Source organism: Xanthomonas sp. D-99, from assembly GCF_017746145.1.
GTDB lineage: Bacteria > Pseudomonadota > Gammaproteobacteria > Xanthomonadales > Xanthomonadaceae > Xanthomonas > Xanthomonas cissicola.
Window position 1 is genome coordinate 1 of the sequence record NZ_JAGHWU010000080.1, and the last position, 12616, is coordinate 12616.

The window sequence follows — 12616 nt, forward strand, 5'->3', positions numbered from 1 at the left end:
GGCGATGGGGAGCGTGCGTCTGTGAACCGGGAAATTCCCGCGGAAAGCGCCAGAAATGGCGAAATTCCGAAGTTCCAAAAGCCACTCTTCGGAACGACGCCACCTTCCGCCCTGTCAGGTCTCGTTGTTCAGACCTTCCCTAACGGGCATTCCTGACAGTTATTTGGCTAAAAGCGTGATGTCGCAAGGCAAACCCACAGGCACCAGGCCACGTCGTGGCCACTGCGGTAAACCTCATGCCACCTCGCTCACGCCCGGCCGGCGTGTTGCAATCGAGCGAATTCATCATCGTCGAACAGCCGCGACCGCACCAGGAAGCGCACGCCTTCGCCGTTTTCCAGCGAGAACATGCCACCGCGCCCCGGCACCACATCGATGATGAGCTGGGTGTGCTTCCAATATTCGAATTGCGGCGCGCTGATGTAGAACGGCGCGCCGCCAATCTCGCCCAGCAATACGTCGCGGTCGCCGACGATGAACTCGCCAACCGCAAAACACATCGGCGAGGAACCATCGCAACAGCCGCCGGATTGATGAAACAACACATCACCGTGCTGAGCACGCAGCTTGTCGATCAGTTGCAATGCCGCCAGCGTGGCCGTGACCTGCGCCGGCAGCTCAACGCGTGTGGTGCTGTCTTGCATCGGCTAACTCCCACGGCCACTGCGGCCGCCTTGTCGAACACCATACGCTCGCCATTGTGTGCGGGCGTGCATGCACGCGGAGACTGTGTGCATGCCTTCGCATCGATGGTGCAACGGAACGAGGCCGGCGGGCCTTCGTGTGCGCATCCATCGATACGATCAGCCACGCAGGTCTCTTTAGAAAAACCCCAGCGCCTTCGGCGAATAGCTCACCAACAGGTTCTTGGTCTGCTGATAGTGGTCGAGCATCATCTTGTGATTCTCGCGGCCGATACCCGACTGCTTGTAGCCCCCGAATGCAGCATGCGCAGGATAGGCGTGATAGCAATTGGTCCACACGCGGCCAGCCTGGATCGCACGGCCCATCCGATACAGGCGCGAAGCGTCGCGACTCCAGACACCGGCACCCAGGCCGTACAGCGTGTCGTTGGCGATCGCCAGCGCGTCGGCCTCGTCCTTGAAGGTGGTGACCGAGACCACCGGGCCGAAGATCTCCTCCTGGAACACGCGCATCTTGTTGTGGCCTTTGAACACCGTGGGCTTGACGTAAAAACCCTCGGCCAGATCGCCATCGAGCGTATTGCGCTCGCCGCCGATCAACACTTCGGCACCTTCCTGCTTGCCGATGTCGATGTAGGAGAGGATTTTTTCCAACTGTTCGCTGGACGCCTGCGCGCCGACCATGGTGTTGGGATCGAGCGGATTGCCCTGCTTGATCGCGGCCACGCGCGCGAGCGCCTTCTCCATGAAAGCGTCGTAGATGGATTCCTGGATCAGCGCGCGCGACGGGCAGGTACACACCTCGCCCTGGTTGAAGGCGAACAGCACAAAGCCTTCCACCGCCTTGTCGAGAAAATCGTCGTCCTCGGCCATGACATCGGCAAAGAAGATGTTGGGCGACTTGCCACCCAGCTCCAGCGTCACCGGAATCAGGTTCTGACTGGCGTACTGCATGATCAGCCGGCCGGTGGTGGTTTCGCCGGTGAACGCAATCTTGGCGATGCGCGGGTTGCTGGCCAGCGGCTTGCCAGCCTCCAGGCCGAAGCCGTTGACCACGTTCAACACGCCGTGTGGTAGCAGGTCGCCGATGAGTTCCATCAACACCAGGATCGAGGCGGGCGTCTGCTCTGCCGGTTTCATCACCACGCAGTTACCGGCAGCCAGAGCCGGTGCGAGTTTCCAGCACGCCATCAGCAGCGGGAAATTCCACGGGATGATCTGCCCCACCACGCCCAAGGGCTCGTGGAAATGGTAGGCAATGGTGTCGCTGTCGATCTCGGAAATGCCGCCTTCCTGCGCGCGGATGGCGCCAGCGAAATAGCGGAAGTGGTCCACGCATAACGGCACGTCGGCATTGAGCGTTTCGCGCACCGGCTTGCCGTTGTCCCAGGTCTCGGCGTACGCGAGCAGTTCGAGATTCTGTTCGATGCGGTCGGCGATCTTGAGCAATATGTTGGAACGCTCGGTGGTGGAGGTCTTGCCCCACGTGTCCTTGGCTGCGTGCGCGGCATCCAGCGCCGCCTCGATATCCGGTGCAGTGGAGCGCGCGATCGAGGTGAGGACCTTGCCGTTGATCGGCGTGGTGTTGTCGAAATACTGACCACCCTTCGGCGCGACCCAAACACCGCCGATGAAGTTGTCGTAGCGCGGCTTGAAGATCGACTGCGGATCGGTGTTGAGCGGCTTGGTGGCAGGTTGCGCGTTCATCATGACTCCTGGAAGAGTGGTCCGATGCGAACGTGTATACCCGCGCAAGTGCTAGCGCAATGTCATCTGCGATGCTGTTGCGCTGCGTCATCGTGGAACTGGGATTGACCCTGCCATTTTCGCGAAAATGCGCTGCGGCGCGTCATCGGCCTGATGCCGAGGGCGCTGCAGCGTGACGGCTCATGCCTCGCCGTTTCGTCTGGCCGCCGCTTCTGGCGGACGTCGCAAAGCATTGTGGCAAGTGAGGCACTAACGCACCGACATCGGCGACAGTTCAGGCATGCAACGCACGTAGCAAGCACACCGATTCAATCAACATGGGAATGGCCGATGGCACGGCTGCGATGCCTGTGCATTCATCGAGCTGACGCTGCCAACCACGCTAAGGTCTGTCGGTTACCCCAATATCGTGTTCTGCTGCCGTATCGATGGCCATGGACGCCTCCGGTGGCGCCTGGCAGTCGGTTACCGTTTGGAGCCGATAGGAGCGCAGCTGCCACGCCGCACTCTGGCCGGACTGTTCCCAGGAATAAACCCAGCGATAGCGTCTGCCTGTATTGCAGGCGTCGATCGTGATGTCGTCGCGCGGCTGGCCGCGTGCCGGCAGCGGCGCCGCGTTGCTGATGTTATCGACACGCGTATTCAACGGGCGATCGAAGCTGGCGGTGCTGATGCGCACCGCGCCCAGCGCTGCGGCGGCGGCTGGCGGCGGCGCTTGCCTGGGCTGCGTCCCCAGTCTGGATTGCTGCTGCAACCAGGCGTGTATGTGGGCAACGGCCGGGGTGCCGGCCGGATAGTCGCGCACGATGCGCATGTCCACATGGTCTGCCCACGCCGCGTTGCAGACCGACAGGCCGGCCGCCGCCACGATGATCGTTCGCTTGCAGACCATCATCGTCGCGCTCCATGCCGTGAGTGCGTGGCAGAGGCTAGCATGCCGTTCGACAGTGCCTGGCTCCCTGCCGATCTGCTCGCACGCGCACGGGAGGCTGTCTACCACAGCGCAACGCGGTGCGCGCATGCACAGGCGGCAGCGCAACCCTCAATCCGGTGAACGGCCGGTCCCATCGGCACGGCGCAACAGCGTACTAGCCGGCCGCCTTACTTGCTGTCGCACGCCATTCGCGCACTGCCGCAAGCACACGCTTGCCGTCGGCCGCGCTGCTGTCGCGTGCAGCGTAGTCGTGTGGCCGGGCTTGAACCTGGGCCGCTAACGTTGCGCACGCGGCATGCGGGCCCGCCAGCACGGCGGTACGCTCGGTGGCGTTCAACCGCAGCAGGATCAAAAAGCCGGCGGCCGAGATCGAGCAGTTGATCTCCAGCCACAATCGCCCTCGGAGAGAAGGAACCAGTCGGCAGGGGCGTGGTCGATGACGATCATGCTGGTGCGGGATGGGGTGGGGAGCGGGTCTGATCGGAAAGCCTCGTCGCGCCCGGGGGCGCTCCTACGACGGCACGTCTGCGACGGTGGTGACGACGATTGGTGGTGTGTTATGTGGGGCTGGGGCGTGATCGGGCTGGCGCCATCACGCCCGGGGACACTCCCACAAAGCCACGGTGCGTGGTGGGATGGTGCTGGAATGTTTCTCAGCCGCCAAAATCCCACTGCAGCCCCACCGTGTAGGTGCGGTCCGGGCCGGGCTCGTAATAGCGGCCATTGCCATCGTTGACGATGACCGAGCCCACGTACTGCCGGTCCAGCACATTGTCGATGCGTGCGAAGGTGCGCAAAGCGCCTTGTGTGGTGCTCCAGCGCCGGGAGGCTTCCAGGTTGACCAGCGCGTAGCCGGGTGCACGTTCGGTGGCCAGGTCGTTCACCACGGTGGCGCCGGAGGCCACCGATTCCGCGGCGAATTGCCACTGCGCCGGCTGCCATTGCCAGCGCGCAAATAGCTGCTGACGCGGCACGCCAGGCAGGCGCGATCCGCTGGCCACCGCTGCGGTGGGCGTGGCGCAGCCGCTGCTGGCACAGGTGAGATAGCCATCGCGCACGGTGGCATCGACGAAGGTATAGGCCAGCTGCAGCTGCTGGGTGGCACCGATCGGCTGCTGCCAGCTGAGCTCTGCGCCCTGGCGCCGCGTCGCGCCGATGTTGCGATAGGTGCTGCGCCCATTGGTATTGCTGGCCACCGCCAGCTCGTCGTCGGTGTCGGCGCGGAAGACCGCAAATTCCAGCGCCGCGCCGCTTTGCGCGCGCCACTTGCTGCCCACTTCGTAGTTGCGGCTGGTGGCCGCACCCAGGTCCAGCGCCAGGCCGGCGCCGCCATCGCTGCGGTAGCCCAGTTCGTTGAAGGTGGGCGTCTCGAAGCCGCGTCCCACCGAAGCGTAAAACCGCAGATCCTCTTCGGCGCGGAACACGATGCCGGCCACCGGCGTGGTCGCCGAATAATCGCGCTGGCCGCTGTCGTCGGGATTGCGGCCCACGATGTAGTGGTCGTCCGATTCGAAGCGCACCTCGCTATGGCGCACGCCCAGCAGTGCCGCCCAGCGGTCGCTCCACTGCCACCACAGCTGTGCGAACTGGTCCACGTTCTCGACCTCATCGCGCTGGTTACGGCGCAGTGCGCCCTTGACGCCCAGGGTATCGCCGACGAAGTTTTCGTAACCGGTGCGGTGCTGGCGCTGGCGGTCGACATTGGCACCCACGGTCAGCTGCAGCGGCCGGCCCAGCGCCTCGCCTTGCCAGGCCCAGCGCGCATCGGCACCGTCGTAATTGCTTTCCAGATCGATCACCCCGCCCGAATGCAGCGGGTTGCGCTGCACCGCCACCGGGATCGCCAGGAACTGCTCCACGCTGCGCTGGCCGCCATAGGCCATCAAGCGCAACGTCTGGTTGTCCAATTGCTGGGTGAAGATGGCCCCGGCCTGCGACTGGCGCACCGACTTGCGGGTATTGAACTGGGTGGCCACCGACGTGGCCTGTGCCGGGTCGGCATTGAACTGGGCGCGGGTCAGGCCGAGTGGGTCCTGGGCATCGGGCGCGTCCAGATGATTGAGCACCAGGTCCAGCCGGCTGCCCTCGGCCAGATCGAAGCCGAGCTTGGCGTTGACCGAGTCACGCTTGGCGCGGCTATGGGCGCGGAAGCCATCGGTGTCGAAACGATTGGCGGCCACGTTGTAATGCACCGCGCCCTGCTGGCCGAGCAATTGCGCGCCGACGTTGACGGTGGCGTTGCTGCCGTAGGTGGCGCGCAGCCGCCACGGGTCGTCCGGGTGGCCATCGGCGCTCCACAGCTGCAGCACGCCGCCGGAGGAGTTGCCGTACAACGCCGAAAACGGCCCACGCAGCACTTCCACCCGCTCGGCGCCCAGCACGTTGAAATGCGACAGCTGGCCCTGGCCGTCGGGCATGCTGGCCGGAATGCCGTCCACCAGCAGCCGCACGCCACGCACGCCGAAGGTGGAGCGCGCGCCAAAGCCGCGAATCGACAGCTGGGTGTCCTGCGCGTAGTTCTGGCGGTCGCGCGCCACCAGGCCGGGGATGCCATCCAGCAACTCGGACACCTGCGCGCCGCGGCGGTTGTCGTCATCGGCCGCCACCACGGTGAACGAGGCCGGCAGGTCGAAGTCGTCCACCCCGCGCACGCGCGCGGCGTCCACCTGCACGGCGGGCAGGCGCTGGATCGATGTGGCGGCGGGCGGCGCCGGATCGGCGGCCAGGACAGGCGATGTGGCGCCCGTGGCGAACAGGCCGCAGGCGGCGGCCAACAAGGTGAGTCTGGACATGCACCTAGTGTCCCTCATCCGTACTGTCAGTGCATTGTTGCGTACGGAACGAAGCATGCTACGCCGGCCATGGGCTGCTACGATGAAGTGGTTTGGCCCAGCAGCGGTCAACGATCCGGAAGTACCCCACTCTTTCGTCCTTCAGCGAGTCATGCCGTGTCCTTCTTTGCAAACGTGGAACAGGTTCCAGGCGACCCCATCCTGGGCCTGACCGAGGCCTACAACGCCGACAGCCGCCCCAACAAGGTCAACCTGGGCGTGGGCATCTATTACGACGAAAACGGGCGCATCCCGCTGTTGCGCGCCGTGCACAAGATCGAGCAGCAGCTCGCGCAGGACGCCAAACCGCGCGGGTATCTGCCCATCGACGGCCTGGCCGCGTACGACAAGGCCACCCAGGAGCTGCTGTTTGGCGCCGACTCTGCGCTGGTGACCTCCGGCCGCGTGGCGACCTCGCAGACCGTCGGCGGCAGCGGCGCATTGCGCGTGGGCGCGGACCTGCTCAAGAAGCTGCTGCCCACCGCCACCATCGCCATCAGCAACCCCAGCTGGGAAAACCATCGCGCAGTGTTCGGCGCGGCCGGCTTCGAGGTTGTCGATTACACCTACTTCGATGCCGCCACCCATGGCCTGAACTTCGACGGCATGCTCGCCGACCTGGCCAAGCTCGAACCGGGCACCGTGGTGCTGCTGCACGCCTGCTGCCACAACCCCACCGGCGCCGACCTGAGCCGCGAACAGTGGAAGCAGGTGGCCGGCCTGTTGAAGGAACGCAACCTGTTCCCGTTCGTCGACATCGCCTACCAGGGCTTCGACAAGGGCATCGAGGCCGATGCCTATGCGGTGCGCCTGCTGGCTGCCGAAGGCATCGACAGCTACGTGGTCGCCAGTTCCTATTCCAAGTCGTTCTCGCTGTATGGCGAGCGCGTGGGCGCGCTGTCGGTGGTCTCGGCCACCGCCGCCGAGGCCAAGGCGGTGCAGTCGCAGGTCAAGCGCATCATCCGCACGATCTACTCCAGCCCGTCCACGCACGGCGCCGCCCTGGTGGCCGGCGTGCTGACCAGCCCGGAGCTGCGCGATCTGTGGGAGCAGGAACTGACCGACATGCGCGAGCGCATCCATTCCCTGCGCGCCGGGCTGGTGGAAAAACTCGCCACGCTGGGTGCGCCGGAGTTCGACTTCATCCAGCGCCAGGCCGGCATGTTCTCGTACTCGGGCCTGACCAAGACCCAGGTGGACCGCCTGCGCGACGAGTTCGCGATCTACGCGGTCGGCACCGGCCGCATCTGCGTGGCAGCACTGAGCCAGCGTAACCTGGACTACGTGGCCCAGGCCGTGGCCACTGTCAGCCGCGTCTGAGCGTTGACATCTATCAGGCGTTCTTAAACTTTTGTTATTTGAACTATAATATTAATTTTCTTGCAGTTTTGATGTAGCCATGAATTCGTGATTGGACACCCAACGTAAGGATACGAAAATGCGGCTTTCCCTCTCATTACTCCTCCCCTGTCTCTTTATCGCACCCACTGCGATGGCAGTTACAAAGACCTGTGATGGTTGTACAGAAGCAGAAATGAGTTTCATGGTCTCGCATATACTAATTTTTGAAAGCGGGGCATACAGAAATGCTCGCCAACCTGCGTATGTAGCAAATCCTCAATCAAGGTCTGTCATGAAGGGGATTTATAGCTGGAATTATGAGGCAGATGGCGAAACCATTGTTCAACATGTCAGCATGAGCACTGTAGAGTCCCAGATTTTTGGCTTTGTTAATACTTTAGCCGATGCATATGGCGAAAGGATGCTAACTAGTAGCGCCGTAGGTCTAGCTGACTCCAATCGCCCGACGTCCATTTACGACGTCATAGATAACCCGTCGCGCGAGCAACAAGTAGTCCGTGCGATCGAAAATTCAAAGGCCGATTTTTTCCAAAGGGCAGCGGAAGCTGCGAAAATAGTAAACCCCTTCCCTGGCTTCAATCCAGGCGGCGTGAATTTGACGGTAAAATTTATTTTTGACGATAAAAGCACTGCAACTTACACTTTTGATAGCCAAACTAAGTCCTGGGTCCGCGTGAAAGACAGCCAACGCGACTCCAGTGGCAATATAGTGCCAATAACTAAATCTGACTTTTCGGGAGGCGAAGGCGGCACACGCACTTACGACTTCAGCAATAGCCAGGCAGATATGGATAAATTCTATGCCTGGGCTAATCGAAGTGGCATTAGATTCACCCAACCTACGGGATCTGGAACGAGAACAGGCATAACATGCGCAAGCACAAAAGATGGCGTCATTTGCCATATAGTTGCTTATTAATTGCATGAAACTTTCAAGAAAATCAGCAGGGATCTGGTGGTCCCTGCTGTTTTTATTTTTCGCTACTGTCGCTCTCATTATTTTCCTCTTTCGCGACTTAGAAATTTTTCCTGCTGAACAACGATCGAGACAGCCCTCTAATCAGGTCATTGACGTACATTCCGAGCTGAAATCGGATAGCGCATTTGCCGGCGCTGCTCCAGCCAGCAATGTTCCCGCTAGGATGTCGCTGAGCGACCTGGAGATGCGCTCCAGACGAGGGGATGCCGCAGCGGCATGCCATGTGGCAGCCATCTATGAGCAGTGCCTGCTACTGCTGCGACAGTATGACGACGTATTGGCGATGATTGAGACGGAGAATCGGGGCGCCGCCGGCTATTTCGAGGCGCTCCGCTCGCGAGCGGAGTATTGCGCCGGCATTTCGATAAACGCCAGCGACGCCATCGATAAATGGAAGGACGCCGCGAAAAAGGGCAACCTCAACGCCATGAGAGGCTACGTCAGCGGGTCTGCTTTCTTGGGAATTTCGGACGCCGCAAAGTATCGGACGGCTTTTCACGCATATTCCCAATTGGCAGAGGGTTTTGCATGGAAGCTGGCAGACCAGGGCGATGTCAACGCAATGCTCGCCCTGGCACACGCTTATGAAAGCGGCCCCACGCCAGCCGGGCCACTGCTATCGCAAGTCGTCAACAAGGATCCGACTAAGGCCCTGGCAATCTTCTACTATCTTGACGATGTCCCGTCCCGGACGCCAACGCGTTCGATTGCGGAAAACCGTGTCAGGGAGCTTGCATTGACATCCATCAAGGCGATGGAATCCAGCTTGAGTGCAGCATCGATTCGCGCTTCCGCACTCATGGCAGGTGATCTGCGGCGGCGCTGGACCAAGCCATTGACGTATGAAAAACTTTTCATGTCCACGCTCGAGGATGGCAGCTTGCGTTCCGCCCAGGCCGAGGACTGCGACGACCAGGAGAACCGACCGTGAGGAACAATCATAGCCTGTGCATCATTGCGGTGCTGTTTTCCCTCGCCTCGCTGTGGGCGACGCAGTTCAGACAACTCAATACTTATTATTTTGTCCCTATTTTACTCTCAATCGCTTCCATTGGCTTGATAAGCCTGCAAGAGAAAGGCCGGCTCCGACATGTTGAAATGGTCGCGGCCGTCACGATCCTGGTCATCGCCATTCTTGTCGGCGCGCAGAAATATTCTCCGTGAGTGCAAGTGGTTTTCTTGATGGTGAACCAGAGCATCGATGCTACAGCCGTGGTCATCGTCAGCCGGGGCTGAAGCGACGCGTCATGGGGCGCGTTGGCTCTCTGTCCATTCGCAGTCCCAAGCGGAGGATCGTGGGGCGCTTGTATCCTCATCGCAGCCCTCTCCCGCAAGCGTGAGCGCGGTCATACGTCACCGCTGGTGTACAGAGCGACCGGCAACGGGCGCCGGCCACATAAGGTGCGAGGGGTGCGACGCACCCCCCAGCAATCTCCCTTCCCCCGCGCGCGGGGGAAGGTGCCCGCAGGGCGGATGGGGGCGCTCCTGCAGTCGCTGCAGAGCGGAACGCGCATCCGATGATCGAAATCTAACGGCACACTCGCGACAATGGCGGCTCACTTCCTACACAGGCTGCCCGTTCCCATGTCGCGTCCCTCGCTGACCCGCTTCCTGATCGAAGAGCAACACGCCGGCCGTATCGATGCGGAATTGCGCCAGCTGATCACCATCGTCTCGCGCGCCTGCAAGCGCATCTCCATCGCCGTGAGCAAGGGCGCCCTGGGCGGCGTGCTCGGCGACGCCGGCACCGGCAACGTGCAGGGCGAAGCACAGAAAAAGCTCGATGTGCTCAGCAACGACATCCTGCTCGAAGCCAACGCCTGGGGCGGCCATTTGGCCGCGTGCGCGTCCGAAGAAATGGACCACAGCCAGCCGGTGCCCGGCCAATACCCCAGCGGCGATTTCCTGCTGTTGTTCGACCCGCTCGATGGCAGCTCCAATATCGACGTCAACGTCTCGGTGGGCACGATCTTTTCGGTGTTGCGCGCGCCCAAGGGCACCGAAAAGCCGGGCGACGAGCACTTCCTGCAGCCGGGCACCCAACAGGTCGCCGCCGGCTACTGCATCTACGGCCCCAGCACCATGCTGGTCCTCACGCTGGGCCACGGCACCCACGCCTTCACCCTGGAGCGCGAAGAAGGCAGCTTCCTGCTGACCCAGGCAAACATGCGCGTGCCCGAAGACACCGCCGAATACGCCATCAACATGTCCAACCAACGCCACTGGGAACCGGCGATGCAGGCCTACGTGGGCGACCTGCTGGCCGGCAAGGACGGCGCGCGCGGCAAGGACTTCAACATGCGCTGGATCGCCAGCATGGTGGCCGACGTGCATCGCATCCTCACCCGCGGCGGCATCTTCATCTACCCGTGGGACAAAAAAGACCCGAGCAAGCCGGGCAAGCTGCGTCTGATGTACGAAGCCAACCCGATGAGCATGCTGGTGGAACAGGCCGGCGGCGCGGCAACCACCGGGCGCGAACGCATTCTCGACATCCAGCCGCAACAGCTGCACCAGCGCGTACCGGTGTTCCTGGGCTCGAAGAACGAAGTGGCCGAAGCGACGCGGTATCACCTGGATGCCGACAAGGCGTAAGGCTGCGGGCACCGCTCGCAAGGCACGCAAACTGGATTCCACCAAGACACCCGCCCAGTGCGGGCGTCTTGGTTTATGCCCCCCGCTGCTGGATCATCTCCATGCAGGCAGGCCTGAGCGCTGGCCACTGCGAGCCGGCCCGCAAGCGGCGGGCATCGCAGGCAGCTCATTCGACCAACGACACCGGCGGTGCATTAATACTGTGTTGGATGTTGCGTGTTCTTTTCGACAGAGAGGAAAAGCGGTGTATGACCTTCGCTAGGGCTCGCCTCTTGCTCGTGCTTACCGGCTTGGTATTGCCGTACGCAGCACGCGTGCCATTTGGGCTGAAGTGGGTACGGCAATACACCGATGTCGGCCTGGGCGGTTGGCTGTTGTTGGGTGGGTTCAATGCCATCGCCTGGGGTGCGCTGCTTGGCATCAGCTTCCTGTACCGCCGGCCGATTGCGTTGTTGGTGCCGTGCCTGATCGGCTTTGGAGTGCTCGCCTGGGCGCATGCAACCCTGGATTTACGCGCCGATGCACAGTCGGCATTGGCGCTGATCTTCGTCCCGATCTACGCGTTGCTGCCGATCACATTGGGCGGCGTACTCGGCTATCTGCTGGACCGAAAGCTTCGGCGCAGCGCGATGCCCTGAGACTTCGCTGGAGTGCCGGCGTCAACATCCCTGCGCAACGGTTCGATGATGCGCATGCGCCGATGCGCAGCGCAGTGATCCGAAGATGTCATCGGATGTTCCCTGCGCACGATGGACAGCGCACTCCCCGCTAGAGCGCTGCTACATCCGCAGCCGAGGCAAGGTTGCGTCGTCGCGGGCCACCGCCATGCGCACGATTCACGCTTGCTCGCGTTCGCTTATGCGGGCTAGTTCGGTTTGTATTGCAGGCAATTGCTTGGATCGAAGACCGGTAGCACTTGACCAAATCGATGTCCGCGGTAACGCTCGGATGCTGGTGTGCGCCTCTCGCGCTGCACGCATCGATTGGAGAGACCGCACGTGGATCGTCGTACCTTCCTCACCTTGTCCGGCATCGGTGCCGCCGGGTTGCTGCTGCCGCACACACGGCTGATCGCTGCCGAGCAACTGCTCGCCCCGGCCGATGCCGCGCGCAACCGACGCCTGGCCGATAGTGCACTGACCACGGCCAAGGCGGCTGGTGCCAGCTACTGCGATGTGCGGGTGGGGCGCTATCTGCGTCAGTTCGTGATCACGCGCGAGGCGCAGGTGGAGAACGTGGTCAATGCCGAATCCAGCGGCGTGGGCGTGCGCGTGCTGACCGATGGCGCCTGGGGGGGTAATCCCCCCGCCCATTAGCAGACGCCAGAAGTGGAATTTTCTCGTACCCTTTCTCGAGGAGGTTCCATGAAGAAGTCCCGCTTTACCGACAGCCAGATCATCGCCGTGCTCAAGCAGGCCCAGGCCGGTGCGCCCGTGCCGGAGCTGTGCCGCGAGCACGGCATCAGCTCGGCGACGTTCTACAAGTGGCGCAGCAAGTTCGGCGGCATGGACGTGTCCATGGTCGCGCGCATGAAGGAGCTGGAGGAGGAGAACCGCCGGCTCAA

The 12616-nt window shown here is 62.3% G+C and carries 11 protein-coding genes and 2 pseudogenes; 8 read left to right on the plus strand and 5 right to left on the minus strand.

The features are described from left to right. Nucleotides 1–248 precede the first annotated feature (248 nt). The 5 genes and pseudogenes from J7360_RS19525 to J7360_RS19540 form a co-directional block, all read right to left on the minus strand. On the minus strand, nucleotides 249–644 hold the full coding sequence (locus J7360_RS19525; protein ID WP_057663272.1) for a DUF779 domain-containing protein: 396 nt from the start codon (nucleotides 642–644) through the stop codon (nucleotides 249–251). Between the two features lie 177 nt (nucleotides 645–821). Beyond that, entirely contained in the window at nucleotides 822–2351 is a 1530-nt protein-coding gene (adh, locus tag J7360_RS19530; RefSeq protein ID WP_057663306.1) for an aldehyde dehydrogenase, read from the minus strand. 382 nt (nucleotides 2352–2733) lie between these two features. Then, nucleotides 2734–3165: a hypothetical protein gene (locus J7360_RS19535; RefSeq protein ID WP_244667842.1), complete on the minus strand. Its 432-nt coding sequence runs from the start codon at nucleotides 3163–3165 to the stop codon at nucleotides 2734–2736. A 274-nt stretch (nucleotides 3166–3439) separates the two neighbouring features. Beyond that, nucleotides 3440–3732: pseudogene (locus tag J7360_RS21490) on the minus strand (hypothetical protein). 206 nt (nucleotides 3733–3938) lie between these two features. Next, the gene (locus J7360_RS19540) at nucleotides 3939–6077 is read right to left on the minus strand and encodes a TonB-dependent receptor (RefSeq protein ID WP_209034567.1); all 2139 of its coding nucleotides are present in this window, start codon (nucleotides 6075–6077) and stop codon (nucleotides 3939–3941) included. A gap of 156 nt (nucleotides 6078–6233) precedes the next feature. Between J7360_RS19540 and J7360_RS19545 the strand changes: the two genes are divergently transcribed. The 8 genes and pseudogenes from J7360_RS19545 to J7360_RS19580 form a co-directional block, all read left to right on the plus strand. Next, complete coding sequence (locus tag J7360_RS19545; protein ID WP_016849085.1) at nucleotides 6234–7436, plus strand: amino acid aminotransferase; 1203 nt, start codon at nucleotides 6234–6236, stop codon at nucleotides 7434–7436. A 91-nt stretch (nucleotides 7437–7527) separates the two neighbouring features. Further along, nucleotides 7528–8397, plus strand: coding sequence for a hypothetical protein (locus J7360_RS19550; protein ID WP_244667843.1), 870 nt, complete (start codon nucleotides 7528–7530; stop codon nucleotides 8395–8397). Between the two features lie 4 nt (nucleotides 8398–8401). After that, nucleotides 8402–9388 (plus strand): hypothetical protein, encoded by a 987-nt coding sequence (locus J7360_RS19555; protein WP_244667844.1) that lies wholly within the window; start codon nucleotides 8402–8404, stop codon nucleotides 9386–9388. Then, the gene (locus J7360_RS19560) at nucleotides 9385–9621 is read left to right on the plus strand and encodes a hypothetical protein (RefSeq protein ID WP_005921230.1); all 237 of its coding nucleotides are present in this window, start codon (nucleotides 9385–9387) and stop codon (nucleotides 9619–9621) included. Before J7360_RS19555 ends, J7360_RS19560 begins: the two co-directional genes overlap by 4 nt. A 420-nt stretch (nucleotides 9622–10041) precedes the next feature. Further along, nucleotides 10042–11052 carry a class 1 fructose-bisphosphatase gene (locus J7360_RS19565; protein ID WP_209034569.1) on the plus strand — a complete coding sequence of 337 codons (1011 nt, stop codon included), beginning with the start codon at nucleotides 10042–10044 and terminating at the stop codon, nucleotides 11050–11052. Nucleotides 11053–11300: 248 nt separating this feature from the next. Beyond that, nucleotides 11301–11690 (plus strand): hypothetical protein, encoded by a 390-nt coding sequence (locus J7360_RS19570; RefSeq protein WP_057663257.1) that lies wholly within the window; start codon nucleotides 11301–11303, stop codon nucleotides 11688–11690. Between the two features lie 360 nt (nucleotides 11691–12050). Next, a pseudogene (locus J7360_RS19575) lies at nucleotides 12051–12347 on the plus strand (DNA gyrase modulator); the annotation flags it as partial. Nucleotides 12348–12416: 69 nt separating this feature from the next. Beyond that, a partial coding sequence (locus tag J7360_RS19580; protein ID WP_059001059.1) for a transposase occupies nucleotides 12417–12616 on the plus strand: 200 nt, incomplete at its 3' end.

What these genes read in the sequence shown, in the direction of transcription:
- J7360_RS19535 (WP_244667842.1), bottom strand. Translation starts at nt 3,165, where the DNA reads ATGCGCATCGTGCGCGACTATCCGGCCGGCACCCCGGCCGTTGCCCAC.
- J7360_RS19555 (WP_244667844.1), top strand. Translation starts at nt 8,402, where the DNA reads ATGAAACTTTCAAGAAAATCAGCAGGGATCTGGTGGTCCCTGCTGTTT.
- J7360_RS19565 (WP_209034569.1), top strand. Translation starts at nt 10,042, where the DNA reads ATGTCGCGTCCCTCGCTGACCCGCTTCCTGATCGAAGAGCAACACGCC.
- J7360_RS19525 (WP_057663272.1), bottom strand. Translation starts at nt 644, where the DNA reads ATGCAAGACAGCACCACACGCGTTGAGCTGCCGGCGCAGGTCACGGCC.
- J7360_RS19540 (WP_209034567.1), bottom strand. Translation starts at nt 6,077, where the DNA reads ATGTCCAGACTCACCTTGTTGGCCGCCGCCTGCGGCCTGTTCGCCACG.
- J7360_RS19570 (WP_057663257.1), top strand. Translation starts at nt 11,301, where the DNA reads ATGACCTTCGCTAGGGCTCGCCTCTTGCTCGTGCTTACCGGCTTGGTA.
- adh (WP_057663306.1), bottom strand. Translation starts at nt 2,351, where the DNA reads ATGAACGCGCAACCTGCCACCAAGCCGCTCAACACCGATCCGCAGTCG.